This window comes from Novosphingobium sp. TK71 (genome assembly GCF_055361505.1).
On sequence record NZ_CM143962.1, the window covers coordinates 2559249 to 2583750 of the forward strand.

General features: G+C 66.5%; 24 protein-coding genes and 1 tRNA gene. 17 read left to right on the plus strand and 8 right to left on the minus strand.

The genetic code is table 11. The features are described from left to right. Nucleotides 1-14: 14 nt before the first annotated feature. Nucleotides 15-1394 (minus strand): MATE family efflux transporter, encoded by a 1380-nt coding sequence (locus ACXJ16_RS11950; protein ID WP_054440925.1) that lies wholly within the window; start codon nucleotides 1392-1394, stop codon nucleotides 15-17. A gap of 132 nt (nucleotides 1395-1526) precedes the next feature. Between ACXJ16_RS11950 and ACXJ16_RS11955 the strand changes: the two genes are divergently transcribed. Both ACXJ16_RS11955 and ACXJ16_RS11960 read left to right on the plus strand, forming a co-directional pair. Then, a complete protein-coding gene (locus ACXJ16_RS11955; protein WP_054440927.1) occupies nucleotides 1527-2000 on the plus strand; it encodes a c-type cytochrome in 474 nt (157 codons plus the stop codon). Nucleotides 2001-2118: 118 nt separating this feature from the next. After that, the gene (locus tag ACXJ16_RS11960; protein ID WP_463920751.1) at nucleotides 2119-3090 is read left to right on the plus strand and encodes a dioxygenase family protein; all 972 of its coding nucleotides are present in this window, start codon (nucleotides 2119-2121) and stop codon (nucleotides 3088-3090) included. A gap of 93 nt (nucleotides 3091-3183) precedes the next feature. On the opposite strand, the gene ACXJ16_RS11965 is transcribed toward ACXJ16_RS11960, so the two are convergent. The 3 genes from ACXJ16_RS11965 to ACXJ16_RS11975 form a co-directional block, all read right to left on the minus strand. Beyond that, the gene (locus tag ACXJ16_RS11965) at nucleotides 3184-3810 is read right to left on the minus strand and encodes a hypothetical protein (protein ID WP_463920752.1); all 627 of its coding nucleotides are present in this window, start codon (nucleotides 3808-3810) and stop codon (nucleotides 3184-3186) included. A gap of 82 nt (nucleotides 3811-3892) precedes the next feature. Further along, nucleotides 3893-4840: a bifunctional helix-turn-helix transcriptional regulator/GNAT family N-acetyltransferase gene (locus tag ACXJ16_RS11970; protein ID WP_463920753.1), complete on the minus strand. Its 948-nt coding sequence runs from the start codon at nucleotides 4838-4840 to the stop codon at nucleotides 3893-3895. A gap of 112 nt (nucleotides 4841-4952) precedes the next feature. Continuing rightward, nucleotides 4953-5657, minus strand: coding sequence for an OmpW/AlkL family protein (locus ACXJ16_RS11975; protein ID WP_324697721.1), 705 nt, complete (start codon nucleotides 5655-5657; stop codon nucleotides 4953-4955). 187 nt (nucleotides 5658-5844) lie between these two features. Here ACXJ16_RS11975 and hemN point away from each other — a divergent pair, with 187 nt between their 5' ends. Beyond that, nucleotides 5845-7158 (plus strand): oxygen-independent coproporphyrinogen III oxidase, encoded by a 1314-nt coding sequence (gene hemN / locus ACXJ16_RS11980; RefSeq protein WP_324698995.1) that lies wholly within the window; start codon nucleotides 5845-5847, stop codon nucleotides 7156-7158. Here the strand turns inward: hemN and ACXJ16_RS11985 are convergent. Both ACXJ16_RS11985 and ACXJ16_RS11990 read right to left on the minus strand, forming a co-directional pair. After that, nucleotides 7142-7438 (minus strand): hypothetical protein, encoded by a 297-nt coding sequence (locus ACXJ16_RS11985; RefSeq protein WP_054440931.1) that lies wholly within the window; start codon nucleotides 7436-7438, stop codon nucleotides 7142-7144. The two genes, hemN and ACXJ16_RS11985, sit on opposite strands and share 17 nt — an antisense overlap. Nucleotides 7439-8237: 799 nt before the next feature. After that, nucleotides 8238-8311: transfer RNA gene (locus ACXJ16_RS11990), tRNA-Gln, on the minus strand. A 145-nt stretch (nucleotides 8312-8456) separates the two neighbouring features. Between ACXJ16_RS11990 and ACXJ16_RS11995 the strand changes: the two genes are divergently transcribed. From ACXJ16_RS11995 to ACXJ16_RS12005, 3 genes are read left to right on the plus strand one after another with little or no spacing between them, the layout of a single operon-like run. Further along, the gene (locus ACXJ16_RS11995) at nucleotides 8457-9896 is read left to right on the plus strand and encodes a Ppx/GppA phosphatase family protein (RefSeq protein WP_054441014.1); all 1440 of its coding nucleotides are present in this window, start codon (nucleotides 8457-8459) and stop codon (nucleotides 9894-9896) included. Further along, entirely contained in the window at nucleotides 9893-10570 is a 678-nt protein-coding gene (locus ACXJ16_RS12000; RefSeq protein ID WP_054441016.1) for an RlmE family RNA methyltransferase, read from the plus strand. Before ACXJ16_RS11995 ends, ACXJ16_RS12000 begins: the two co-directional genes overlap by 4 nt. Further along, nucleotides 10567-11106 carry an RBBP9/YdeN family alpha/beta hydrolase gene (locus tag ACXJ16_RS12005; protein ID WP_054441018.1) on the plus strand — a complete coding sequence of 180 codons (540 nt, stop codon included), beginning with the start codon at nucleotides 10567-10569 and terminating at the stop codon, nucleotides 11104-11106. Before ACXJ16_RS12000 ends, ACXJ16_RS12005 begins: the two co-directional genes overlap by 4 nt. A 69-nt stretch (nucleotides 11107-11175) precedes the next feature. Here the strand turns inward: ACXJ16_RS12005 and ACXJ16_RS12010 are convergent, their stop codons facing one another. Continuing rightward, complete coding sequence (locus tag ACXJ16_RS12010) at nucleotides 11176-11802, minus strand: c-type cytochrome (RefSeq protein WP_132469377.1); 627 nt, start codon at nucleotides 11800-11802, stop codon at nucleotides 11176-11178. 130 nt (nucleotides 11803-11932) lie between these two features. On the opposite strand from ACXJ16_RS12010, the gene ACXJ16_RS12015 reads away from it, so the two are divergent. The 9 genes from ACXJ16_RS12015 to ACXJ16_RS12055 all read left to right on the plus strand — a co-directional run bounded on the left by ACXJ16_RS12015 (nucleotide 11933) and on the right by ACXJ16_RS12055 (nucleotide 20150). Beyond that, the gene (locus ACXJ16_RS12015) at nucleotides 11933-12826 is read left to right on the plus strand and encodes a prephenate dehydratase (RefSeq protein ID WP_054441021.1); all 894 of its coding nucleotides are present in this window, start codon (nucleotides 11933-11935) and stop codon (nucleotides 12824-12826) included. 78 nt (nucleotides 12827-12904) lie between these two features. Then, nucleotides 12905-13552, plus strand: coding sequence for a hypothetical protein (locus tag ACXJ16_RS12020; RefSeq protein ID WP_324697714.1), 648 nt, complete (start codon nucleotides 12905-12907; stop codon nucleotides 13550-13552). Then, nucleotides 13549-14850 (plus strand): DUF4350 domain-containing protein, encoded by a 1302-nt coding sequence (locus ACXJ16_RS12025; RefSeq protein WP_463920754.1) that lies wholly within the window; start codon nucleotides 13549-13551, stop codon nucleotides 14848-14850. Before ACXJ16_RS12020 ends, ACXJ16_RS12025 begins: the two co-directional genes overlap by 4 nt. After that, nucleotides 14847-15821, plus strand: coding sequence for an AAA family ATPase (locus ACXJ16_RS12030; protein ID WP_054441027.1), 975 nt, complete (start codon nucleotides 14847-14849; stop codon nucleotides 15819-15821). Before ACXJ16_RS12025 ends, ACXJ16_RS12030 begins: the two co-directional genes overlap by 4 nt. A gap of 4 nt (nucleotides 15822-15825) precedes the next feature. Next, nucleotides 15826-17163 (plus strand): DUF58 domain-containing protein, encoded by a 1338-nt coding sequence (locus ACXJ16_RS12035; RefSeq protein ID WP_324697712.1) that lies wholly within the window; start codon nucleotides 15826-15828, stop codon nucleotides 17161-17163. Further along, entirely contained in the window at nucleotides 17160-18206 is a 1047-nt protein-coding gene (locus ACXJ16_RS12040; RefSeq protein WP_463920755.1) for a stage II sporulation protein M, read from the plus strand. Before ACXJ16_RS12035 ends, ACXJ16_RS12040 begins: the two co-directional genes overlap by 4 nt. Beyond that, the gene (locus tag ACXJ16_RS12045; RefSeq protein ID WP_463920756.1) at nucleotides 18203-19174 is read left to right on the plus strand and encodes an RDD family protein; all 972 of its coding nucleotides are present in this window, start codon (nucleotides 18203-18205) and stop codon (nucleotides 19172-19174) included. Before ACXJ16_RS12040 ends, ACXJ16_RS12045 begins: the two co-directional genes overlap by 4 nt. Next, on the plus strand, nucleotides 19171-19638 hold the full coding sequence (locus ACXJ16_RS12050; protein WP_054441034.1) for a GNAT family N-acetyltransferase: 468 nt from the start codon (nucleotides 19171-19173) through the stop codon (nucleotides 19636-19638). Before ACXJ16_RS12045 ends, ACXJ16_RS12050 begins: the two co-directional genes overlap by 4 nt. Then, nucleotides 19638-20150, plus strand: coding sequence for a GNAT family N-acetyltransferase (locus ACXJ16_RS12055; RefSeq protein ID WP_054441036.1), 513 nt, complete (start codon nucleotides 19638-19640; stop codon nucleotides 20148-20150). Before ACXJ16_RS12050 ends, ACXJ16_RS12055 begins: the two co-directional genes overlap by 1 nt. A 13-nt stretch (nucleotides 20151-20163) precedes the next feature. Here the strand turns inward: ACXJ16_RS12055 and ACXJ16_RS12060 are convergent, their stop codons facing one another. Further along, nucleotides 20164-21174, minus strand: coding sequence for a CorA family divalent cation transporter (locus tag ACXJ16_RS12060; RefSeq protein ID WP_054441038.1), 1011 nt, complete (start codon nucleotides 21172-21174; stop codon nucleotides 20164-20166). 170 nt (nucleotides 21175-21344) lie between these two features. On the opposite strand from ACXJ16_RS12060, the gene ispG reads away from it, so the two are divergent. Further along, nucleotides 21345-22472, plus strand: a complete 1128-nt coding sequence (ispG, locus tag ACXJ16_RS12065) for a flavodoxin-dependent (E)-4-hydroxy-3-methylbut-2-enyl-diphosphate synthase (RefSeq protein ID WP_054441040.1) — start codon at nucleotides 21345-21347, stop codon at nucleotides 22470-22472. Nucleotides 22473-22839: 367 nt separating this feature from the next. Beyond that, nucleotides 22840-24483 (plus strand): hypothetical protein, encoded by a 1644-nt coding sequence (locus tag ACXJ16_RS12070; RefSeq protein ID WP_463920757.1) that lies wholly within the window; start codon nucleotides 22840-22842, stop codon nucleotides 24481-24483. The last annotated feature ends 19 nt before the right edge of the window (nucleotides 24484-24502 follow it).

Sequence of the window (24502 nt, forward strand, 5' to 3'; positions counted from 1 at the left end):
ATGAGACGAGACGGTTACACCCGGTCGAGATGGAACTCGTCGCGCCAGTGCCAGCGCGCCAGCAGCAGGACCGCGGCCACCGTCAGCCCCACTGCGAGGCCGATCCACACACCCACGCCTTCCAGCCCGGTGTAGAGGCCCAGCACCGCCGAAGTGGCGAAGCCTGCCGCCCAGTATCCGAACAGGGCGATCGCCATCGGCACGCGGGTATCCTGGATGCCGCGCAGCGCGCCTGCCGCCACGGCCTGCAGGCCGTCGGTAAGCTGAAATATCGCCGCCACGAACAGGAAATCGAGCGCAAAGTGCACGAGCACGGCGTTCTGCGGCGCCGTCACGTCGACATAGGCCGAGAGGATGAATCGCGGCGCCAGCAGCATCGTCGAGGCGGAGATGACCATGAAGATCATCGCGACGGTGATCGCCGCCCAGCCCGCCCGGCCCACGCCGCCGCGATTGCCCGCGCCGTAATGATAGCCGACCCGGATCGTCGCCGCCTGCCCCACGCCGAACGGCACCTGGAACGCGAAGGCGGCGATCTGAAGCGCCACGGTATGCGCGGCCAGTTGCGCCTCGCCGATGCGGCCCATCAGGAAGGCCGCGCCGCTGAACAGGCCGCCCTCGGCGATGAGGGTGGCCGCGATCGGCAGGCCGAGCGCTAGGATCTGGCGCAGTCGCTGCCATTCGGGCCGCCACAGCCGTCCCAGCACGTGATAACGGCGCAACCGCCGATCGGCGCGGATGGCGACGACATACGCCAGCACCGTCGCGCAGGCGGTGGTGATGCTGGCGATCGCCGAGCCCGTCAGGCCCAGCGCGGGAAAGCCGAAATGGCCGAACACCAGCACGTAGTTCCCTGCTGCGTTCACGGCGATCGCAAGGGCCGTTATCATCGTCGCGAAGATCGGACGCCCGAGCGCCGAAACGAAAGTGCGCAGGACGTTGGCGATCGTCATCGGCAATACCGCGAGCGACACGACCTTGAGGAACGCCGCCGACAGGACGGAGACTTCGGGGTCCTGCCCGGTCGCCGTCATCAGCAGTTCGCCGAGGTGCGAAAGGGCGATGGCGCCAAGGCTGAACATCGCCGCCACCCACAGCGCCATGCGTGCCGAGCGCCGCACTTCGCGCACGGCATGGCGGCGGCGGCCGATTTCGGCGGCAATCAGCGGCGCCACGGCGCTGGTCACGCCGTTGATCCCCATCATCATCAGCGCAACGATGGCGATGGCAAGGCTGGACGCCGCCAGCGATTGCTGGCCGAGACGGGCCACGAAGATAACGTCGGTGGCGAAGACCGCCATCTGCAGCAGGTTGGCGAGCGCCAGCGGCCCCGCAAGGCGCAGGGTTGCGGCCAGTTCGGCCCGGAAAGTCGAAGGAAGATGATGCGTCGCCATTGTCGGCCCGGCGATAGGCGCTGGAATTGTGGGACGAAAGCACTATTCGCTTCAAGTCTCGATGAATTGCTATAAAATAGAATATTCGAGACCCATGACCTTGAAAAGAAACCGTCCCACAGGAGAGAATGCATGAAGTTCAGGGCCCTCCCCCTTGCCCTTGCGCTGCCCCTTGCGGTGCCGCTTGCCATGCTGGGCGGTTGCGGCGGTTCGGGCGGCGAACAGGGCAAGGCCGCGGAACCTGCCGAAGAAACTTCGCCGGCTGCTGCCGTCCCGGCTTCTACATCGGCCCCGGCTTCCGCCTCGGCGCCCACATCCCAGCCTCCTGCGGCCTTCGCGACCTGCCGTTCGTGCCATTCGGTGGAGCCGGGCAAGAACGGGGTCGGCCCCTCGCTGTTCGGCATCGTCGGGACCAGGGCGGGCGACGTTCCGGGCTACAACTTCAGCCCCGCCCTGAAGAACTCCGGCGTGACCTGGGATCGCCAGTCGCTCGACACCTGGCTGCAGGGGCCGATGAAGATGGTGCCGGGCACGAAGATGGTGATCGGCGTGCCGAACCCGGAAAAGCGCAAGGAAGTCATAGACTACCTCGAAACCCTGAAGTGACGCCGGCGTCCGGCATCCACCCGGTTACGATCCGCGACAATTTGCGACGGCGCTCCTGCACGCCCCGCTGCTAGGAATGCCCATGGTGCGACATGGGTTTCCAGCAGAAGAAGAACGCATGGACAGACAGGAACGGGAAGGCCTCCACGCCGACCTGACGCGGATCGAGCGCATGAACATCGACCGCCGCCGAATGCTTTCGCTTGGCGCGATGGTCGGTATCGGAGGCGGGGTAGCCGCGCTTGCCGGATGCGCATCCCCGGCAGGCTGGGACGGCCCCGGCGGCCCTCCTCCGCCGGACGGACGGTTCGGACCGCCTCCGGGGGACTTGGGCAGCATGGGTCCGGGCAGCATCGGTCCGGGCGGCCATCCCGGCGGACCACCTCCACACATGGACAACGGCCCCGTCGTCACCGCCACCGCGCCGGACGGCAATCGCTGCGTGTCCTTCGCCCGCGAAACGCAGGGCCCCTATCCCGCCGACGGTTCGAACGGCGCGCGCGGGGCGATCTCCAACGTGCTCGGCCAGTCAGGCCTGCGACGGCAGGATATTCGCGGCGATATCGGTGGCGGTCACGACGTGGCAGGCGTCCCGCTCGAACTCACGCTGCGGCTGGTGGACGTCAACACGGGCTGCGCGCCGCTGGCGGGCTATGCCGTATACCTCTGGCACTGCGATCCCGCCGGGGAGTACTCGCTCTACGACCAGCCGGAACGGTCCTGGCTGCGCGGCCTCCAGGTCGCGGACGCCGATGGACTGGTGCGGTTCAGCACGATCGTTCCCGGCTGTTACATGGGCCGCTTCCCGCACATCCATTTCGAAGCCTTCGCAAGCCTGGACGTCGCCACCGCCGGCAAGTTCGCGCGGCTGACCTCCCAGCTCGCGCTGCCCGCCGACGCGTGCGATGCCGTTTACCGGCAGCCTGCCTATACGCGTTCGGTCCGCCCCTGGGCGCAATCGCGAGACATCGCGCGCGACATGGTGTTCGGCGACAATGGCGCCGAGCGGCTCAAGGCGATGACACTGGAAGTGACGGGCTCGGCGCGGGAAGGCTTCAGGGGCCGCGCGCTGATCGGGCTACCGGGATAAATGGAACGGCGCCGCAGGGGGGCGCGGCGCCGTTCCTTCATCCGGCCTTCGCAAAAAAGGGGGGGTGCGCGAAGACCGGGAAACCGTTTCGTGTCAGACCTTTCTACCCGGCAGATCCTGCTGCTGTTCCACCGGCTTCTCGGCCTTGGCAGGGATCGCGCGGTCGCCGGGGCGGGCGGCGTCGCATCCGTCGGAGGCCGCCTGCGTCATCTGCGGATCCGCGCCCGAACCGTCCGAGCTATAGGAAACCGAGCGCGTGCAGCCATTGCCGTCCGTAGACGAGGAGTAATACGTCACATGCATGCCCTGGGGGGTGTTCCCCGCTGTCAGGAGGCGCGGAACGCCTTGGGCATTGCCGGTGGCGACCGCCTGCTGCTGCATCTGCGCGCCATGTTGCTGCATGAGCGCGGCCTGCTGCATCATGGCGTTCATCCGCGCATCCATGATCGCGGAAATCTGCTCCATCTGCGAGAAAGGATCGACCATGGCAGGAATATCGCCGTCCTGCCGTGCGGAGGCTGCCCGGACATCAGCGGGAACGATCTCTACCCGCGGGGCGACATCGCCGGTGTAGCGGACGTGGACCACCGAGCCGTCCGGCGCATCCACCTTCATCGTATGGAGCCCGGCCGTGGCCGCCTCCGCCACTCCCGCCCCGAGGAGGGCAAGCGCAGCGGCACCGAAAAGATACTTCCTCGAAGGCATTCTCATCGTTCGCATGGGGGAATTACTCCTGTGACTCGACCCTTTCGCGAAGCCCGAAGCTGCCTTGGCCAAGCTGAACGCCAGATGACGGAACGGCTCAACCCATGTGTATCATGGCCACGTCGCACCGCTCGTATCGGGCGCCGTATCGCGCCATGATCCCGGCATCGTGCAGGAAGCCGAGCTTTTCGTAGAGATGGATCGCAGCCTCGCAGCGCTTGTTGGTCAGCAGGTAAAGCGGCTCGGCGCCCATCTCCCGCGCGCGCGCGATCATCGCCGAGAGCAGGAACTCACCCGCCTTCAGGCCCCGCGCAGAGGCGCGAACGCCCATCTTGGTCAGTTCGAAGGCGCGATCCCCGGTCTTCTGCAAGGCGCAGGTTCCGACGATCCCGATTCCCTGTGCCTCCACGAAGAGGATCGTCCCGCCCTGTTCGACGATGCGGGCGCGCGGATTTTCCAGCACCTCTCGATCCGTCGGTTCCAGCGTGAACATCGCCTCGATCCACTCGGCGTTGATATCGTGGAAATCCCGCGCCAGATCATCGCTGAATTCACGGATACGCAGAACCTCCGGCTTCAGCCGTTCATAACGTTCCACCATCGAGGACTGGTCGAGCGCGGTCTCGATCCGGCCCACCAGTTCAAGCAATCGTCCGGTTTCACCCCCGCTCATCTCATCCACCGCAAGGCCAACCCCCGGCCAGACATGCATCTTCACGCGCGCCATCACCGCCCGGCCTTCCGGCGTCAGCGAGAGATGGCGCTGCCTGAGATCGCTGCCCTGCACCGCCTGCACCAGCCCGAGCGCCGCGAGCTGGCCGATCGCGCGCGTGACGCCCGGCTGGCTCGATCCCACGGCCTCGGCCAGTTGCCCCACGGTCAGTTCACGGCCGTCAAGCGCGGTAAGCAGGGGAATCTGCGCAGGCTGCACCGATAGGCCGGTGGCCTGGATGATCTGCGCGGCATCGCCCTGAAGCCGCTCCGCCAGCCGCTTCAGCCGGCTGCCCAGAAGAATCCCGCCCTTGTCGGCGATAGCGTCGATCACAATAAACTCCATATCGCGTTATATACTATGTTATGGAGTCATTCGCACAGGTCAAGTGCCCACGAAAAAAGGGGAGCCGAAGCTCCCCTTCTTCCGCATCCGCGCGCCCTGCTCAAAAGCGATAGGATACGCCTGCGCTCAGCACCCACGGGTCGAGATCGTGGCGGGTCCTCAGCGCCAGGTCCCCGTCCTCGTAGAACGACGCGGTTGGCTTCACCCAGTATTTCTTGGCGTCAAGCGAAAGGCCGAGCCCCTTGTCGTTGATCGCGATATCCACGCCTCCCTGAAGCGCGAAACCGAGCTTGTTCGACATCTTCACCTTGTCGACCCCCAGCGCACGGGCCGTTTCTCCCGGCTTCTCGTCGAACACGAAGAACCATGCCGGACCCGCGCCGACATAGGGCTTGAACGGGGTGCCGGTGTCGAGATGCGCCTTGGCGGTTACCGTGGCCGGCAGGATCAGCACATGATCCACCAGCCCCGCTCCGGCAACGTCGCCCGTGCCGCTCACGTGATGCTGGGTGAAGCAGCAGATCGTCTCGACCGAGAAGTTGCGGTTGAAGAAATATTCAACAGCGAGTGTCGGCACCACATTGTCGTTCGCCCTGGTGCCCACCGTATCCAGCGCGGCAAGCGTGCCGCCCAGCGTGGTATCGGTGTCGATCGACTTGATCTTGTCGATCTTGCCATCGGGAAGCACTGCGGTGCCGAGCACCTTGACCTGCCACTTGCCGTCCGGGCTTCCGGCCATGGCCGGGGTGGCGATCGCGGTGGCGGCGGCGAAAGCAGTCGCCGCCAGCATGGTCAGTCTACGCATGATCGGTCTTTCCTGCGCCGCCGGGGCCGCACCGTGCGGGTCCCCCCTCTTGAGCGGCAGCAGCGACCGTGTGGCCGCATCCATCGCCAAGGGAATTGATCGCGCGCAAATTCGGCGAAATTCCGCGATTTTCCTCCGGTTGATCGATCGCAATGACGGCCGCTGCGCGCTGCGCGATCCTGCGTGCATGTGGACCTATCACCCCGATCTGCTCGCGATCCCCGTTCCCCGCTACACCAGCTTCCCGACGGCCGCCGAATTCGACGAGAGCGTCGGCACGCCCGAACTGGTGCAGGCACTCGAAGGCGTGGACGGCGACGTTTCCCTCTACGTCCACATCCCCTTCTGCGAGAAGATCTGCTGGTACTGCGGGTGCAATACCAGCGCCGCCAACCGCACCGATCGGGTCTCGGGCTATCTCGATGCGCTTCACCGCGAGATCGGCCTCATGGCGGAGCGGCTGCCGGCAAGCGCGCGCATCACGCGCATCTCTTTCGGCGGCGGCAGCCCCAACGGCATCTCGCCGGTGGACTTCGTCCGGCTGGTCGATGCCCTGACCCTGCAGTTCTCCGCCTCGCGCCCGGTCATGTCGATCGAACTCGACCCGCGCACGATGACGGCGGACTGGGCCTCGGTGATCGGCGCGGTCGGCATCAGCCGCGCCAGCCTGGGCGTGCAGACTTTCGCGCCGCCCCTCCAGCAGGCGATCGGCCGCATCCAGCCCTCGTGGATGATCGAGGAGACGGTCGCCCTGCTGCGCCGGGCCGGTATCCTTTCGCTCAATTTCGACCTGATGTACGGATTGCCCGGCCAGACGATGGCGCAGCTCGACGATTCGCTGGAGCGCACGGTGGCGCTCGGCGCGGAACGAATCGCGCTGTTCGGCTACGCGCACGTCCCGCACCTGATCCCTCGCCAGCGGCGGATCGACGCAAGCGCCCTGCCTGACGCCGAGGCTCGGTTCACGATGGCCGCACGAGGCCATGCGAGACTGGTCGAGGCTGGCTACGTTCCCATCGGTTTCGATCACTTCGCCCTGCCGGGAGACGCCATCGCGCAGGCCGCGCTTGCCGGGCAGCTGCGCCGCAACTTCCAGGGCTTCACCGAGGACCGCGCGCCGGTCCTGCTCGGCCTCGGCGCTTCGGCGATCAGCGGTTTTCCGGGACTCCTTGCCCAGAACGAGAAGAACACCGGTCGCTATCGCATGATGCTTTCCGAGGAGCGGCTAACAGCCAACCGCGGCATCCGCCGCACCGCCGAGGATCGCAGGCGCAGTGCCGTCATCGAATCGCTGCTGTGCCGGGGGCGGTCGCGCATCGATGCAGACCTTCAGTGCGAGGCATGGCCGCTGCTGCTGCCCTATTTCGACGCCAGCCTGTGCGAGCCCGATGGCAATGACCTGGTGATCCTCCCCGGCGGCCTGCCCTACGCCCGCTCGATCGCCGCGCGGTTCGACCCATATCGCAAGGATTCGCTGCGGCGTTTCAGTTCGGCGGTGTGACGGATTCGCGGGCGCGCGTATCAAACTCGACGCCGAACAGGTTTCCGTCCGTCCAGCGCACCAGCCCCCACAGTTCCCGCCCGTCCTCCATCACCGCGCACACCACCTCGTTGCGTGGCGGCGGCGCGCCTGCAGCAGCGGCACTGAACCCGTGCGAGGATACGTCGCGCACGATGATATCGATCGCGCGCCCCGCCGAATCGGCCAGCGTGATGTGTGCGCATTGCCCGATCCGGCGTTCGCGGAAGATCGGCGTCGGCTTGAAGCGGCGGGAATCCATGCGGACGCTGAACGGCCGCCGCGAATTAAATTTAAGGGCAGGCTCCGCATTTGACGGCGATCAATGCGATTCGGCGCCGCAGAGGCGATGGAACCCCTGCCGGTCGCGCACCGCCACCCCACACCTTGCGGGCGGTGCGAACCGCTTCTCCCCGACTTCGGGCGGCCCTGCCTTGTTACGGGCCGCCCATTTTTCGTTTGAGCGCGAAAAAACCCGGCCGCACGGACGCTCCGTCGCTCGAAATGCACAACGGGCTCAGATTGTCGCGAAATTTCATCATGTTGATCGTCGGTCGATAGCAAAACCGATCAAGTCGTGCATTTAATCTTCCGCACCCTTTCGGATAAATTCGCACAACCGCGCCTGTAATAAACCCGCCAGATTCTTGCCACAATTTCCGCATTGCAGCGAAGTCCAAAGGGCTGTATTTCAAGAACTTCGCACGAACAGGCAGGGGTGCGCTGCGCTGCGTTGCAATTATGCAAACGCCACTTTTTCAGCATTCCCCCTATGTGAGTATTCACGATGCCCCCGCTGCTGCCGCAAGCCATCCTGTGCAAACTCAATCGCCATCGCCCCGCCCGTGACAAGGTTCACTGGGACGGCCAGCACTATACCGGCACGTGCGAGCACTGCGGAACCGAAGCCCGCCGCGCCAGCCGCGGCGTGTGGCGCAGGGAATGGATGAAATAGACGCTGCGCCGGGCCATCGGCACGATACCGCACAGGCATCGCGCGCAATCGCGCACCGGCCACCGGATCACCCGGCGGGCAGCAAAATCAGCGATTTAGGGAAAATTGGATGCCCCGCGAGGATTCGAACCTCGATAGACGGAATCAGAATCCGTAGTCTTACCATTAGACGACGGGGCATCGGGAGGCGCCCCTCTAGTCGGGGTCGTGATTCGCGTCAAGCCACCTTTTTGCAGTCAGGGTTGCCCCTTTGCCCGGGGGGCGTTAGCATCGCGTCAGGTATCCGCCGCTGGCGGTAAGATTTATTCGAACGAGATTACATATCATGGCGGAGCAAGATCCGCCGGCAGCAAGAGTCGATGTGTCGGGCCGCCCGGGAAGGCGGCGCAAGGCGAGGAAGGGCAAGTCACGCTCCTCCGGACCCGGCACGGCCAAGGCGCGCCCTCCGGGCAGCGCCGCCGAGGCAGGCGGAGCGCCGCGCGAAGAAACGAATTCCGACGCGCAGTCGTCACCCCGCCAGTCGCAATCGCGGCCGGGAAGTCCGCGTCAGAAAGGTTCGCGAAAATCCTCGTCTCGCCGGGGCAAGAGCGGGCGCGCGCCCGTTGCCCGCGCCAAGGCGGCCGGAACCGCGTCCAGCCCCGCACCGGAACTCCAGATCGAACCGGCCGCCGCCGCCGATCCGAAACCCGCCATCGCCCGTTTCTCCCCGGTCGCGCCGGGGCAATCGCTGCGGACGCCGTACCGGCAATCCTATGCGGCGATCGACCTCGGCACCAACAACTGCCGGCTGCTGATCGCGCGTCCTTCGGGCGAGAATTTCACGGTGATCGACGCGTTCAGCCGCGTCGTGCGGCTGGGTGAAGGCCTGGCCCAGTCCGGGCGACTGTCCGAAGCGGCGATGGACCGCACGCTGGCGGCATTGCGCGTCTGCGCCGACAAGTTGATGCGGCGCAACGTCTATCTCGCCCGTTCGGTGGCCACCGAAGCCTGCCGCCGTGCGGAGAACGGGCCGGAATTCATCGAACGCGTGCGGCAGGAAACCGGCATCGCGCTCGACATCATCAGCGCCCGCGAGGAAGCGCGGCTGGCCGTGCTCGGCTGCCACGTCCTGCTGGAGGAAGGTTTCGGCCCGGCGATGATTTTCGATATCGGCGGCGGTTCCACCGAACTCGTCCTGATCGAAAGCACCGGGACCGTGCCCCGCATCCTCGATTGGCAATCGGTGCCCTGGGGCGTGGTCTCGCTCACCGAGAGCTGCGGCCCTGAAGGCACCACGCTGGAAGAGCGCCTGGAACGCTACCGGATCATGCATGGCCTCGTGTCCGACAGTTTCGCCGACTTCGCCAAGCGCGTCTCCCCGGCGCGCGAAGGCGCGGCGCAGACCGGCCCGCTGCGCCTGCTCGGCACCAGCGGCACGGTAACCACGCTCGCCAGCCTGCACCTCGAACTGCCGCAGTATGACCGCCGCATGGTCGACGGGCTGATCGTTCCCGCCGAATCGATGCGCGAGATCAGCTCGCGGCTTTCCTCGATGTCGATCGAGGAACGGCGCGAGGTGAACTGCATCGGCCGTGAGCGCGCCGATCTCGTGGTTGCCGGTTGCGCGATCCTCGAATCGATTCTCGACCTCTGGCCCGCCGCCCGCCTCGGGGTGGCCGATCGCGGTATCCGCGAAGGCATCCTGCGCAGCCTCATCGCTTCGCATTCGGCCAGCAAGACCCTGGCTCCCGCCGGGCACTCACACCAATTGGAGAACCGGCCATGAGCCGTTCCGGACGCGACCCCAACGAGCGGCTTCGCACCGCCAAGAAGCGCACGACCAGCTCTGCGCGCTGGCTCACGCGCCAGATCAACGATCCTTACGTCAAGCAGGCCAAGGCCGACGGCTATCGCAGCCGTGCCGCGTACAAGCTGCTGGAGCTCGACGAGAAGTTCGACCTGTTCAAGGGCGTGACCCGCGCGGTCGACCTGGGCATCGCGCCGGGCGGATGGAGCCAGGTGCTGCGCCTGAAATGCCCCAAGGCCAAAGTCGTGGGCATCGACCTGCTGCCTACCGACCCAATCGAGGGCGTGACCATCTTCGAGATGGACTTCATGGCCGACGAAGCCCCCGCCGCGCTGGAAGGCGCGCTGGAAGGCGCGCCCGACCTCGTGCTTTCGGACATGGCCGCCAATACCGTGGGCCACAAGCAGACCGATCACTTGCGCACCATGGGCCTGGTCGAGACGGCCGCCGACTTCGCGATCCAGTATCTGGCGCCCGGCGGCACGTTCGTTGCCAAGGTCTTCGCGGGCGGCACCGATACCGAACTGCTCGGCATCCTGAAAAAGCGCTTCACCAGCGTGAAGCATGCCAAGCCGCCCGCCAGCCGCAAGGGTTCGTCCGAGTGGTACGTGATCGCCAAGGGCTTCAAGGGGCCTGCGGACACGCCTGAATGACGCGCTACGTGGTCCTGCCCGGCATCGGCGGTTCGGGCGCGGAGCACTGGCAGTCACACTGGGAGCGCGCAGACTCCCGGATGCACCGCTTTGCGCCGGAAAGCTGGGATGCGCCCCGCCTCGACCAGTGGATCGAAGCGCTCGACCACGCGGTGTCCCGCGCGGCGGAGCCTCCGGTACTGGTTGCGCACAGCCTCTCGTGCCTGCTGGTGGCGCACTGGAGCCGCCGGTCCAGCCTGACCGTGCGCGGCGCCTTCCTTGTGGCGCTGCCGGACCCGCAAGGCCCGTCGTTCCCCGCCGAGGCTGCCGGTTTCGCCGATCCGCCGGAAGCGCCCCTGCGTTTTCCCGGCCTGCTGATCGCCAGTTCCAACGATCCTTACGGCACGCTCGAACATGCCCGGCTGAGGGCGGGCCAATGGAGCTGTCCGCTGATGGAGGCAGGCGATCTCGGCCATATCAATGCCGCCAGCGCGCTTGGCGACTGGGCCTGGGGCCGCGCGGAACTCGATCGCTTCGAAGCGGGCCTCGCGAGATAACGAAAACGGTCCGCAAGGCGACTCGGTGACGCCCGCGGACCGCTTTCTGCCGGCCTGAGCCGGAATGACTTACTGCGCGGGGGCTTCGCTTGCCTCGGCAGCCGGAGCCGCAGCACCTTCCGCGGGAGCGGCGGCGGCATCGGCCGCCGGGGCCGCACCGGCAGCGGGCGCTGCGGGCAGCGGCAGGTTCGAACCCTGCGCGTTGAGATAGGCGATCACGTTGGCGCGGTCTTCACCCTTGGGCAGGCCTGCAAACGTCATCTTGGTGCCGGGCGCGAAAGCCTTCGGGCTCTTCAGCCATTCGTTCAGCTTGTCGAAGTCCCACTTGCCGCCCACGCCCTTAAGCGCATCGGAGAAGGCGAACCCGGCCACGCCCTGGCCGATGCCTTCGCCAACCACGCCATAAAGGTTGGGACCAATGCCGTTGGCACCGCCCTGGTTGATCGTGTGGCAGGAGGCGCACTTGGCAAAAGTGGCCTGTCCCTTGGCGGGATCGGCGCTGGCAAGGAGCGTTGCGATAGGGGCTTCGCCGCCGGCTTCGCTTTCCTGTTCCACACCTTCGATGGCATAACCCATCGTTTCGGGACGATGCGGCTTGTCCGCACGGAAGTAATGAGCGCTGACGCTGGTCAGACCGAGACCGACGATACCGGCGAACAAAGCCCAGCCGGCAATGGTGTTGAAACGATCATCCATTTGTTGTTTGCCCTTGCCCCACGGGTGGAGTTTTTTCTCATCCTCTTTGGCCTCAGGCTCTAGAGTTGCCAGCAGGTTAGTGCAAGAGCCATTGCGGACATCGCCTTTGCGGCTTAATCGCGCGGGCGCTATGCATTCCTATCCCGAACCCGCTCTCGACCTTGTCGCCCGCATGACCGAGGCTGCCGTGGCCGATCCCGCCCGCGCGGTAGCGCTTCAGGGAGCGCCCGGCTGCAACTCCCATCGGGCGGCGCTCGAACACGATCCCCAGTGCCTGCCGCTGCCGTGTTTTTCATTCGAGGACGCGCTCGATGCGGTGAAGGACGGGCGCGCGGACCGGGCGATCATCCCGATCGAGAACTCGCAGCACGGCCGCGTGGCGGACATTCACTTCCTGCTCCCCGAAAGCGGCCTGTCGATCGTCGGCGAGCATTTCATGAGAATCGAACATGCGCTGATGGCGCTGGGCGACGGACCGTTCTCGGCCGCCTACAGCCACCCGCAGGGCCTTGGCCAGTCGCGCCGTTACTTGCGTGAACGGGGCATCGTGCCGATGGCCTATGCCGATACCGCAGGTGCCGCCGCCTTCGTGCGCGAACAGGGCGACATGGCCGCCTGCGCCATCGCGCCCAAGCTCGCCGCCGAACTTTACGACCTCAAGATCGTCGAGGAAAACGTCGAGGACGCGGCGGACAACACCACGCGCTTCGTCGTGCTTGCCCGCGAACCGCTCGATCCCTTCGCGCTGAAGGGAGAGAAGGCGATGACCACTTTCATCTTCGAAGTGAAGAACATCGCCGCCGCGCTCTACAAGGCGCTCGGCGGATTCGCGACCAACGGCGTCAACATGACCAAGCTGGAAAGCTACCAGATCGGCGCCAGCTTCGCGGCGACGACGTTCTATGCCGATATCGAGGGCGCCCCCGGAGAGCCGCGCATCGACATGGCGCTCCAGGAACTGGCATTCCACTGCAAGTATGTCCGCCCGCTCGGCACTTACCGGCAGGCGCGTGCGCGGGGATAAGTCATCTAATTTCCACAACGGGTTGCACAGCTGATACCCCCATGCCAATCATCGCCGGGTATGGCTGGTGGGGGTCAGATGGCGGGTACGACCGCAAGCCGCGACGCGGCGAGCGACTGGGAAGCCGTGCGCAGCGTCGGCGATATCCAGTTCGCGCCGCTTGCCCGGGTCAAGCCTCCCGCAAACCCGCAAATTCCGGACTGGCTGCGCAAGCTGGGCGAAGTGCTGGAAAGCATCTTCGCACCGATCGGCAAGCTGCTCGGCATGTCGTGGCCGGTATTCGAGAAAGTGCTTATCGCCTTGGCGATCGTGCTCGTTCTCTTCGTGCTCTGGCGCATCTTCCGCCCGCTGATCGAAACCTGGCTTAGCCGTCCCGCCGAAGCGCCCGAGGAAAGCTGGGCGCCCGCCGAAGCGGAGGCGCTGGCACTGCTCGGCGATGCCGACCGTCTCGCCGCCGAGGGCCGCTTTGCCGCCGCGGTCCACCTGCTGCTGAAACGCAGCGTCGGCCAGATTCGCGACGCCCGGCCGGATTGGCTGCACCCGGCCACCACCGCTCGCGAAATATCCTCCTTGCCGATGCTCCCGCCAAACGGGCGCGAGACGTTCGCCACCATCGCCGCGCGCGTCGAACGCAGCCGCTTCGCCTTGCGCGATCTCGACCAGGATGACTGGAACGCCGCGCGCGAGGCCTATGCCCGTTTCGCCAAAGTGGAACTGCGCGCATGAGCGGGAAGAACGCCCCCGTAGCCGTAGGCGCCAACCCGTTCTCGCGCTGGGCGGTCCTGGGAATCGTTGTCGTGGGCGCCGCACTCTTCGTCGCCCTTCTGTGGATGATCGCCACCGGCGCGGGCTTCGAATCCGGCAACGACGGAAAGGCCCATGCCGAAGGACGCGGCCTCAACGGCTATGCCGCGCTGGCCGGCTATCTGGACAGACGCGGCTATGCCGTGACGCTCGGCAAGAGCCGTGGCGGTCTCGACAAGCCGGGCCTGCTGGTGCTCACCCCGCCCGCACAGGCCGACGGCAAGGAAATCAACCGGATCGTGGCAGCCCGGCGCTATGTCGGCCCCACTCTCGTCATCACGCCCAAGTGGCTGGCCTTGCCGGCCGACAGCCGCCAGAAAGGCGCGAAGCGCGGTTGGGTGAACCTGCAGGGCATCGCGCCCCCGCGCTGGGAAGGTTTCCTCGACGAACTCTCGGCCCAGGTCTCGCCGATGACAGCGGCGGGCTGGCAGGGGGCAGGCCTTTCCGGCAAATTGCCGCGAACACGGTTCGTCATGTCCGGCGCTGGCACGGGCCTGGTGCGGCTGATCCATGCGGACGAAACACAGACACTGGCCGGGTTCATGGATGACGGCGGAACCTACCCCCGCCTTGAGGCCATGGCCGAGGACCGCGTGCTCTATTCCGGTGAAGAGGAAGACCTCTATCCGCTGGTGATCGTGTTCGAGCCGGACCTGCTGGACAACTACGGCATGGCCCGCTTCGAAAATGCCCGGCTGGCCGAGGCCCTCGTCGGCGCGATGGAGGTGAAGCCCGGCGATCCGATCACGTTCGACATGACGCTCAACGGCTTCGGTCGTTCACGGAACCTGCTCACGCTGGCCTTCACCCCGCCCTTCCTCGCCGCCACGCTCTGCCTGCTGATGGCCGCGCTGATTCTGGGCTGGCGTGCCTTCCTGCGCTTTGGACCGCCGCTCGCCGCCGAACGGGCGATCGCCTTCGGCAAGCGCGCGCTGGTCGCCAATTCCGCAGGACTGGTGCGCCGCTCGCGCCGCCTGCACCTGATCGGCGCCCCTTACGCGGACCGCAGCCGTGAACGCCTGATGCGCGCCCTCGCCCTTCCCCGCTCGATGCCGGACGAAGAAGCCGACGCCGCGATCGACCGCGCGCTGGCCTCTCGCAAGGCCGATGCCGAACCCTTTTCCGCGATTTCCGCCCGCCTCCGGCGCGCGCGGAAACCGCACGATCTCGTCAAGGCGGCGCGCGATCTCCACGCGCTCGAAAGGATGCTGACCCGATGACCGATGCCCCCAGTCTCGACCTCGCCGATGTCGCCGCGCTCGCCGGGGATATCCGCGAACAGATCGCCAAGGCGGTGGTCGGGCAGGCCGAAACCGTCGAACACCTGCTGATCGCCCTCCTCGCACGCGGGCACGTGCTGCTGGAAGGCCCTCCGGGAACCGCCAAGACCTTCCTCGCGCAGTGCTTCGCCGCCACGCTGGGGCTGGACTTCGGCCGCATCCAGTTCACCCCGGACCTGATGCCGGGCGATATCCTCGGCTCGAACCTGTTCAATTTCCAGACCAGCCAGTTCACCCTGACGCACGGGCCGATCTTCTGCGACCTGCTGCTCGCGGACGAGATCAACCGCACGCCGCCCAAGACGCAGGCCGCCCTGCTCGAAGCGATGCAGGAGCGCCGCGTCACGCTTGATGGCACCCCCCATGCCCTGCCCGCGCAGTTCATGGTCGTGGCCACGCAGAACCCGATCGAGAACCAGGGCGTCTATCCGCTGCCCGAAGCCCAGCTCGACCGCTTCCTGTTCAAGCTGAACGTGAGCTACCCCAGCTTCGAGGAAGAGCTGCGGATCGTCTCGCGCTTCGGCGAGAATCGCGGTGCGCCCAGTCCGGCCGAATGCGGCGTGGAAGCGGTGGCGAGCACGGCCATCCTCGAAGCCGCCTCGCGCACCGTCGCGGCGGTGACGCTGGCCGACAGCGTGACCGACTATGTCGTGCGGCTCGTTCGCGCCACTCGCGAAAGCCCGGACCTTGCCAGCGGCGCCAGCCCGCGAGCGGCCGTCCTGCTGGCCGGTGCGGCCCGTGCCCGTGCCGCGCTTGACGGGCGGGACTACGTGGTGCCGGACGATGTGAAGGCGCTCGCCACCGCCGTGCTGCGCCACCGCCTCCTGCTCAGCCCCGCCGCCGAGATCGAAGGCAAGCAGGTCGAGGCGCTCGTGGCACAGCTCGTCGAACAGACCGAGGCGCCACGCTGAACCGATGAGCCTGCGCTCCGCCCCTCTCGTCCCGACCGCACGCGCCGCCGTGCTGCTGGCGCTCGCCGCGCCGGTGGCGCTGGTGATCGGCGCGACGCGGCCCGAGGCATGGGTCGTGGCGCCGGCCTTCGGCCTCGCGGTGCTGGTGCTGATCCTGATCGACGGCCTGCTCGCCGGCGGGATGGAAGACCTGCGGATCTCGGCCCCCGGCGATATCGAAGTGGGCAAGGACGCGCACTTCACCGCCGAGGCGGATCTTCCGCGCCGCGCCGCGCGGGCCGAGCTCGCGCTCGAATGCGATCCCCGCCTCGCGCCGGGCGGCCGCGCCGCGTTTCCGCTGGAGCGGCCGGTTCCGGCCGGAAAGGCCCCCTGGAAAGGCACTTTCGCATTCCGCCCTTCGCGGCGCGGCACCGGCCGGATTTCCACGGCCTGGCTGCGCTGGACCGGGCCGCTCGGCCTTGGCGCACGGCAATTCCGGGGCGCGGTCGGCAAGGACGTGCGCGTCTGGCCCAACATCGAGGCCGTGCGCTCGCCCGCCTTGCAGACTTTCCTGAAGGACGCGCAGTTCGGCCTGATCGCCCGCCGCATCCGGGGCGAAGGCACGCAGTTCGAATCGCTGGCGGAATACCAGCCGGGCATGGACCGCCGCCGGATCGACTGGAAAAGCTCGGCCCGTCACGTCCATCTCTATGCCAAGGAGTACGAGACCGAGCGCAACAACCAGATCGTCTTCGCCTTCGATTGCGGGCAGGCGATGTGCGAGCCGATCCAGGGCATGCCCCGGCTCGACCGCGCGGTCTCGGCGGCGCTGGCCGCCGCTTATGTCGCACTGAAGGGCGGAGACCGCGTCTCGCTGTTCGGCTTTGCATCGCGCCCCGAAGTGGCGACGCCCTTCGTTTCTGCCTCGCGCGATTTCCACCGCCTCCAGCGGGCGGCCGCCGGCCTCGAATATCGGTCGGAAGAGCCCAACTTCACGCTCGCGCTGGCGACGCTGGCTTCGCGGCTGCAACGTCGTTCGCTGATCGTGGTATTCTCCGAATTCGCCGATCCCACCAGCGCGCAGCTCATGATCGAATCGATTGGCCGCCTCGTCTCCCGCCATGTCGTGCTGTTCGTGACCATGGCCGATGACGAACTGGAGGCCATCTCCGATGCCCCGCCCGAGGACATGGAAGTGCTGTCGATGGCGGTCTCCGCCGATACCCTGCTGCGCCAGCGCGCGCTGGTCACGCGGCGGCTCCAGCAACTCGGCGTCGATGTGCTCGAGGCGCCCTGGCACACGATCGGCACGCGGCTGATCGACGCCTATCTGGAAATCAAGCGATCGGGAGCGATCGGATGAACGCGGCCACCCTTCTTCCCGACAACGCCATCTTCGCTCTCGAAAGCGCGGCGCTCCGGTCCGACCGCTTCCGGCTGGAGCGCGAGGCCGACTGGCAGCGGCTGGAGGCGATCGTCACCCGCATGGAAAAAGGCCGTTTGCGCCGCCTTTCCGACGAAGACCTGCTGGCGCTGCCCGGCCTTTACCGCACGGTAGCCTCAAGCCTTTCCATCGCGCGCGAAACCTCGCTCGATGCCGCCACGCTGGCTTACCTCGAAGCGCTGGTGCAGCGCGCGTGGTTCGTCGTCTACGGTCCGCGCAGTTCGCTATGGGATTGGCTGCGCGGCTTTCTCGGCGGCGGGTGGAGCGCCGCCGTGCGGGCGATCTGGATCGACGTGCTCGTGGCCCTGGCGGTCATGATCGCGGGCGCGGCCGTGGGCTGGCTGCTCGTCTCGCACGATGCCGATTGGTACCAGATCCTCGTGGGCGACATGGCGGGCAATCGCGTTCCCGGCGCCACGCCGGAAGCGCTCCGACAGACGATCTTCGGCGATACCGACCAGCCGGGGATGAGCGTGTTCGCCGCCCAGCTTTTCAGCAACAACGCACAAGTCTCGATCCTCGCCTTCGCGCTGGGCTTCGCCTTCGGCATACCCTCGCTGCTGCTGCTGGTGCAGAATCTGGCCTCGCTGGGAGCGATGCTGTGGCTCTACAACAGTGCGGGGCTGCTGGTCGACTTCGCCGGATGGCTGGCCATCCACGGCACCACCGAGCTTTTCGCGATCCTGCTGGCGGGCGCCGCGGGCCTGCACATCGGACGCGCCATCGCCTTTCCGGGCAATCGGCCGATCCTCCATGCCACGGCCGAAGCCGGCCGCCGTGCCGCGCTGGTCATGACCGGCGTGGTGCTGATGCTGATCGTCGCCGCCCTGCTGGAAGGCTTTGCGCGCCAGCTCATCGACCAGACGTTCGGCCGCTTCGTCGTCGGCGGCTTCATGCTGGCGCTGTGGAGCGCCTATTTCTTCGCCTTCCGCGGCAATCGGGACAAGGTCCGCGCGGCATGAACGCATCCGCGACCCGCACCCGTTTCACGCACCGGCGATCCTCCCGTGAACGCATGCTGGTGACGCCGGAAGGCATAACGGTGCCGGTCACCGTTGCCAGCCGGGGTTCGCGGGCCGGCGCGCTGATCCTCGATCTCGTCATCATCGCCGTACTGATCGCGGCCACGACGGCCGCGCTGATCTTCATTGCCGGCGGCATGACCGCGTTCGACCGCCAGCTCGAATCGAAGAACGCGCTGGGCCATGCCCTGCAGTTCCTGGTGATCGTCTGGATCGTCATCATGTTCCTGTTCCGGAACGCCTATTTCCTGTTTTTCGAGCTGGGTCCGCGCGGGGCAACACCGGGCAAGCGCCTGGCCGGCATGAGGATCGCCGCGCGCGATGGCGGGCGGTTGACCGCGGAAATGGTGATCGCCCGCAACCTGCTGCGCGATATCGAACTGTTCCTGCCGGTGATCTTCATCATGCAGGCCGGGGTGGAAAGCAGCATGGGCTGGTTCACCGCCGCCGGGTGGTGCGCCCTGTTCCTGCTGTTCCCCCTGTTCAACCGCGACGCCCTGCGCGCCGGGGACGTGATCGCCGGCACCTGGGTCCTCGAACGGCCGCGCCGCAAGCTCGAGGCGGCGCTGTCGGTCGGACTGGAGACCGCGCCAAACCCTCCCATGGCCCGCGGCGACGAAGACTTTCCTGCCGTTGCCACGCGCCGCGCCTACCGCTTCGAGGACGCGGAACTGGCGGTTTACGGCGAATTCGAGCTTCAGGCACTCGAACGGGTGCTGCGCGAGAATCGCCAGCAGTCGATGGAAAGCGTGTACCAGACGATCGCGCAGAAGATCGGCCGGAACGATGGCTGGAACGACGAGCGCGCTTTCCTCGAAGCCTATTACACCCAGTTGCGCGCCCGACTGGAAGCGGGCATGCGCATGGGCCGCCGCAAGGCTGACAAGTTCTCCGGAGCGCCCGAATGACTCTCCATTTCACCATCGTCGAGGATGACTTGACCGGGCACGAGGTGCTCGGCCTGCTTCAGCTCCATCTCGATGAAATGCACCAGTGGTCGCCGCCCGAAAGCGTGCACGCCATGCCCGCCGAACGCCTGCGCCAGCCGGACGTGACGTTCTTCTCGGCATGGGACGGCGAGCGTCTGGCCGGATGCGGGGCGATCAAGCATCTCGGCGAGGGGCACGGCGAGCTGAAGTCGATGCGCGCCGCGCCCGATTATCGGGGCCGGGGCGCCGGCAAGGCGATCCTGCTGCGCCTTCTCGACGAAGCCCGGGCGCGCGGCTATGCGCGCGTCAGCCTGGAAACCGGGCGCCCCGAACCCTTCCACGCCGCGCACGGCCTCTACCGCGCCAACGGCTTCACCGAATGCGAACCTTTCGGAGGCTACCGCCCCGATCCGTTCTCGATCTGCATGACCAAGGAACTGTGATGAACCTGCGCCCCGCCACCGCCGAGGATGCCGCCGCACTCGCCGATCTCGGCAGGCGCAGCTTCGTGGTGAAGTTCGGGCACATGTACACGCCCGAGGATCTCGCCAATTTCCTCGAGGATTCGCACAGCGAGGCGAAAGTCGCCAAGGAAATCGCCGATCCCGGGATGCGTATCATGCTGGCGGTCGAGGAAGACCGGCTACTGGGCTATTGCAAGATGGTGCTGGACTGCGGCTGGCCCGAACATGCGCGCGGCGGCGCGGTCATCGAACTCAAGCAGCTCTATACCGATCCCGAGGCCACCGGGCGGGGCATCGGCGCCAGCCTGATGGACTGGGCACTCGACCTCGCGCGGGAACGCGCCGCCGACGAAGTGCAGCTCTCCGTATGGAGCGGCAACGAGGGCGCGCAGAAGTTCTATGCCCGCTACGGCTTCGGCAAGGTTGCCGACATCCACTTCATGGTCGGCGAGCAGCGCGACGAGGAATTCCTGTTCGCCCGCATGATGTGAGGGCCGGCGCGCTTCAAAGCCACTTGAGCCGGCGCGCCACCATGATCTCCGCCGCAAAGATGCACAGGCACATCAGGACGATGATCCAGAACCCGTGAGAGCCCGGCGCGGCCAGCGGAATGTCACCCACGTTGATGCCCAGCAGCCCGGTGATGAAGCTGAGCGGCAGGAAGATTCCGGCCACGATCGTCAGCAGGTACTGCGTCTTCTGCGTATTGGCGGCGGCACGGGCGCGGATATCGTCCTGCAGGACCACGGCGCTTTCCTTGCTGATGTCGAGATCGTCGAGATGGCGGCGCAGCCGGGCGATGGTCTCGGCGATCTCGCGCCGGTCGTGCTCCTCGAACCAGGCAGGCGCGCTGTTGGCGATGCTGGTCAGTGCCTCGTGCTGGGGGGACATGTGCCGCTTGAGCGCCAGGCAGTTGCGGCGAACCGCCACGATCTTGTCCAGCATCTCCCCGGTATCGTTGCCGATCGTCTCGTCTTCCAGCTCGTCGATCATGTCGTTCATGTCGATGATCGAGTGGCTCATGCGGTCGATCATGTGCTCGGTCAGCGCGGTGACGAGCGCGCCGGCATCGTTCGGCCCCATCCCGCTGTCGATCTCGTTGCAGACGATGCGCGGGGTCTGGAGCGGCAGGCGGCGTAGGGTGACGACGCGGACGCCATCGCTCCAGAGCTGCATGGAGACCATGTCCTCCGGCTCCGCGCCCGGATTGAAGTTGATGCCGCGCAAGGTGGCGACCAGCGAATGGCCCTCGCGGAACGCACGCGGCCGGGTGGCGTCGCTGGTGAGCAGTTCGGCGGTCGGCTCGGTCAGTTCCAGCCAGTCTTCCAGCCATTCCTGCACGCCCAGGTGCGTGCGCAGCAGGTGAATCCACAGCACCGGTTCGGCGGCAGTGGGGTGCCAGCGCTGCACTTCGTCCCAGTCGATCGGCCGGCCTCCGCCTTCGCCATCGAGCACGCGGCCGAACAGCAGGGGCAGGTGCGCGCCGCTGTCATCGTTCAGGACTTCTTCCTTCATGCCGGCCCTGATGCCCGAAATCCCTGGGCCGCAAAAGGCCCTGGCGATATCCGCCGCGAAACCGATGGCAAGCCCACCTGCCCCCGGTCCTGCATCGAAAGCCGAAAGGCTTATCGCCGCCCGCGCAATCGTGCTTCAAACCACGCCCGCAAGCGCCTATAGGGGGCGCCATGTCTTCCATACGTCCCTGGCGCGATATCGAACGCCGCAAGAGCCGCCAGATCATGGTCGGCAATGTACCCGTCGGCGGCGATGCCCCGATCACGGTGCAGACCATGACCAACACCCTGACCTCCGACGCCGGGGCGACGATCGACCAGATCCGCCGCTGCGAGGATGCCGGGGCCGATCTCATCCGCGTCTCCTGCCCCGATGTGGAAAGCACGGCAGCGATGCGCGAAATCGTGCGAGCGTCCCGCGTTCCGCTGATCGCGGACATCCATTTCCACTACAAGCGCGCCCTTGAAGCGGCAGATGCCGGCGCCGCGTGCCTGCGCATCAACCCCGGCAACATCGGCTCATCCGACCGCGTGGCCGAAGTGGTGCGTGCCGCCAAGGCCAACGGCTGCGCGATCCGCATCGGCGTGAATGCGGGCAGCCTCGAAAAGGACCTGCTGGAAAAATACGGCGAGCCCTGCCCCGAAGCGCTGGTCGAATCGGCGCTCGACCATATCAAGCTGCTTCAGGACCACGATTTCCACGAGTACAAGGTGGCGGTGAAGGCCAGCGACGTGTTCCTCGCCGTGGCCGCCTATCAAGGGCTTGCCGACGCGGTGGACTGCCCGCTGCACCTTGGCATCACCGAGGCGGGCGGGCTGATCGGCGGCACCGTGAAATCCTCGATCGGCATGGGCATGCTGCTCTGGTCCGGGATTGGCGACACCCTGCGCGTCTCGCTTTCGGCCGAGCCGGAAGAGGAAGTTCGCGTCGGCTTCGAGATGCTCAAGGCGCTGGGCCTGCGCACGCGCGGCGTGCGCGTCGTCTCCTGCCCGTCGTGCGCCCGCCAGGGGTTCGACGTGATCCGCACGGTGGAGGCGCTGGAAGACCGCCTCCAGCACATCAAGACGCCGATCTCGCTGTCCGTGCTCGGCTGCGTGGTGAACGGCCCGGGCGAAGCGCGCGAGACCGACATCGGCCTCACCGGCGGCGGCAACGGCAAGCACATGGTCTATCTCTCGGGCGTGACCGACCACGTCGTGCAGTCCGAGGAAATGCTCGACCACATCGTGAGGCTGGTGGAAGCCAAGGCTGCCGAGATCGAAGCCGCCAACGCGGCCGAGGCTCAGGCGGCGGAGTAAGCCCGCATTGTCGCGCTCCCAGGGGGCGCGACAACCTGCATCAACGGTGCCGGATCAGGCGCCCAGCCCCGAGAACCCGGACCAGACCACGAAAGTGGCCATGGCAATGATCGAGGCCATGACGGCCGGGACGAGTTTCGATTCGGGGCTGCTCATAACCTGTCCATGCCTTGCCAAAGTGCTTTGCCTGAGCGGGATGGCGCCTTTCTAGCGGCGCCGGCGCGGCGGGGCCATGTCGCAGGTCGGACGGATTCCGCGCCCCGTCGAACACAGCGCCCCGCTCTGCGTCCGCGCGCGCCTTCTTGCGTCTTGCCGTATCCCCAGCCCCAGCGTTATCCAGTGGCCGCGACTACAAAAGGGGGAAATCTTGAAATCAAAGGCTTCGGCAGCCCTGCTGCTGGCGACCGCGCTCGTCTGCACGACGACCGCAACGGCTCAGACGGCGCTCGATGCGGGCAGCATCGCACCGCCGGCTCCGACGATCAACGACACCAGGGACAAGGGACCTGCCGATCCGCTGTCCGTCCTTCCCGAGGACGTGAAGAAATACGGCTCGCTCTATCTGCGGTGCGACGGCCAACCCAACAACATCACCGGCGCGGAAAGCTTTGCGCGGCTTCTGGGCGCGGTCACGCTACTGGCCCTGTTCGCCCCTCCGCCCGAGGCTGGCAATCCCTCGAAGCGGCTGCTTGCCGAACGCGGCGTGGCGGCCTGCAGCAAGCTGCTCGACGATCCCAAAGAGGAAACCAACGGCCTGCGCCGCCTGCCGCTGATCCTGGCCCGGGCAGTCCACCAGTTCGAAGCCAAGGACTACAAGGCGGCCCTTGCCGATGTCACCAAGGCGCGGGGAGAGGCGCAGGCGCTGGGGCTGATCGGCAATTCCTACTTCGACCGTTCGATGGGGCTTTCCTTCAACCTCCTCGAATCCCAGGCCCTGCTGCGCCTGGGTCAACCTGCCGAGGCCCGTCAGGTCAGCCTGCGCAACGCGCTGGCCATGCCTTACAGCTTCTACGCCGGCATTTCGACGCGGCCCTATAGCTCCTTCCAGCGCAGCATGAGCACCGAGGAAGAGCAGTACTATCGCAACATGAGCCGGATTTCCGGCGTTTTCGGCGTGGCCCTGGCTGACCGTCTCGACGAAGTGGGGCGCTTCTCCGAAGCTGCCGTGCTGCGTGACGAGACGATCGGCTTCCTCACGGAACTCGACGGCGATACACAGCGTTCCTGGCCACTCGCCAACGCCGCCATCTCCCATGCACTGGCCGGAAACTGGGCATTGGCGGCCGAACGGGCGAAGAAGGCCCGCGAAAACATGGACGCCCTGATAGCCAAGGGAAAACCGGAGGAGAACCAGTCGGCCATCGTCGAGCGTCTCGACCTCTACGATATCCTGCTGCTCGCCCATGACGGCAAGGTCGACGACGCCCGCCGCAATTTCGCAGCCCGCTCGCAATGGCTCTCGCCCAGCTTCGGCGCCCTTCTGGCCACCAATGCCATGCTCAGGAAGGATGCGAAGCCCGAACAGCTCTTCGGATCGCTGGCCCAGACTCCCGAGCAGATCTGGGCCCTGCGAGAGAAGAACGAGATGGCCAAGCTGCTCGAAACGGACGGTAACAACCGGACGCTGTTCACCTACATCCTGCCTTACGCGCAGATCAAGGACTACGAGCGCCTCAGCAAGGACGTCTGGAACGCGCAGAAATCGAAACTGATCGCCAAGGAACCGCTCAGGAATTCGAAGTTCTACGTGGTCAATATCTGGTCCGATGCGATGACCCAGCCCGAAGCCTTGCTGCTCCACAGCGCGCTTCTGGCCAAGGCCAGGGGGTTCAGCGGCTTCATCTACCTCTCCCTGCCCAACCGTCCGCAAAGCGGCATCGTCCGCTTCGGCAATCCCGGCGATGCCGGGATGATGTCCGGCAGCTATCTCGATGCCGATGCCGTCATCGCCGACTTGCGCAAGGTCATTCCCTCGCCCGAGGAACTGGCGGCGCGGCGCAAGACCGCCTGACCCCGGACAGACCGACCAG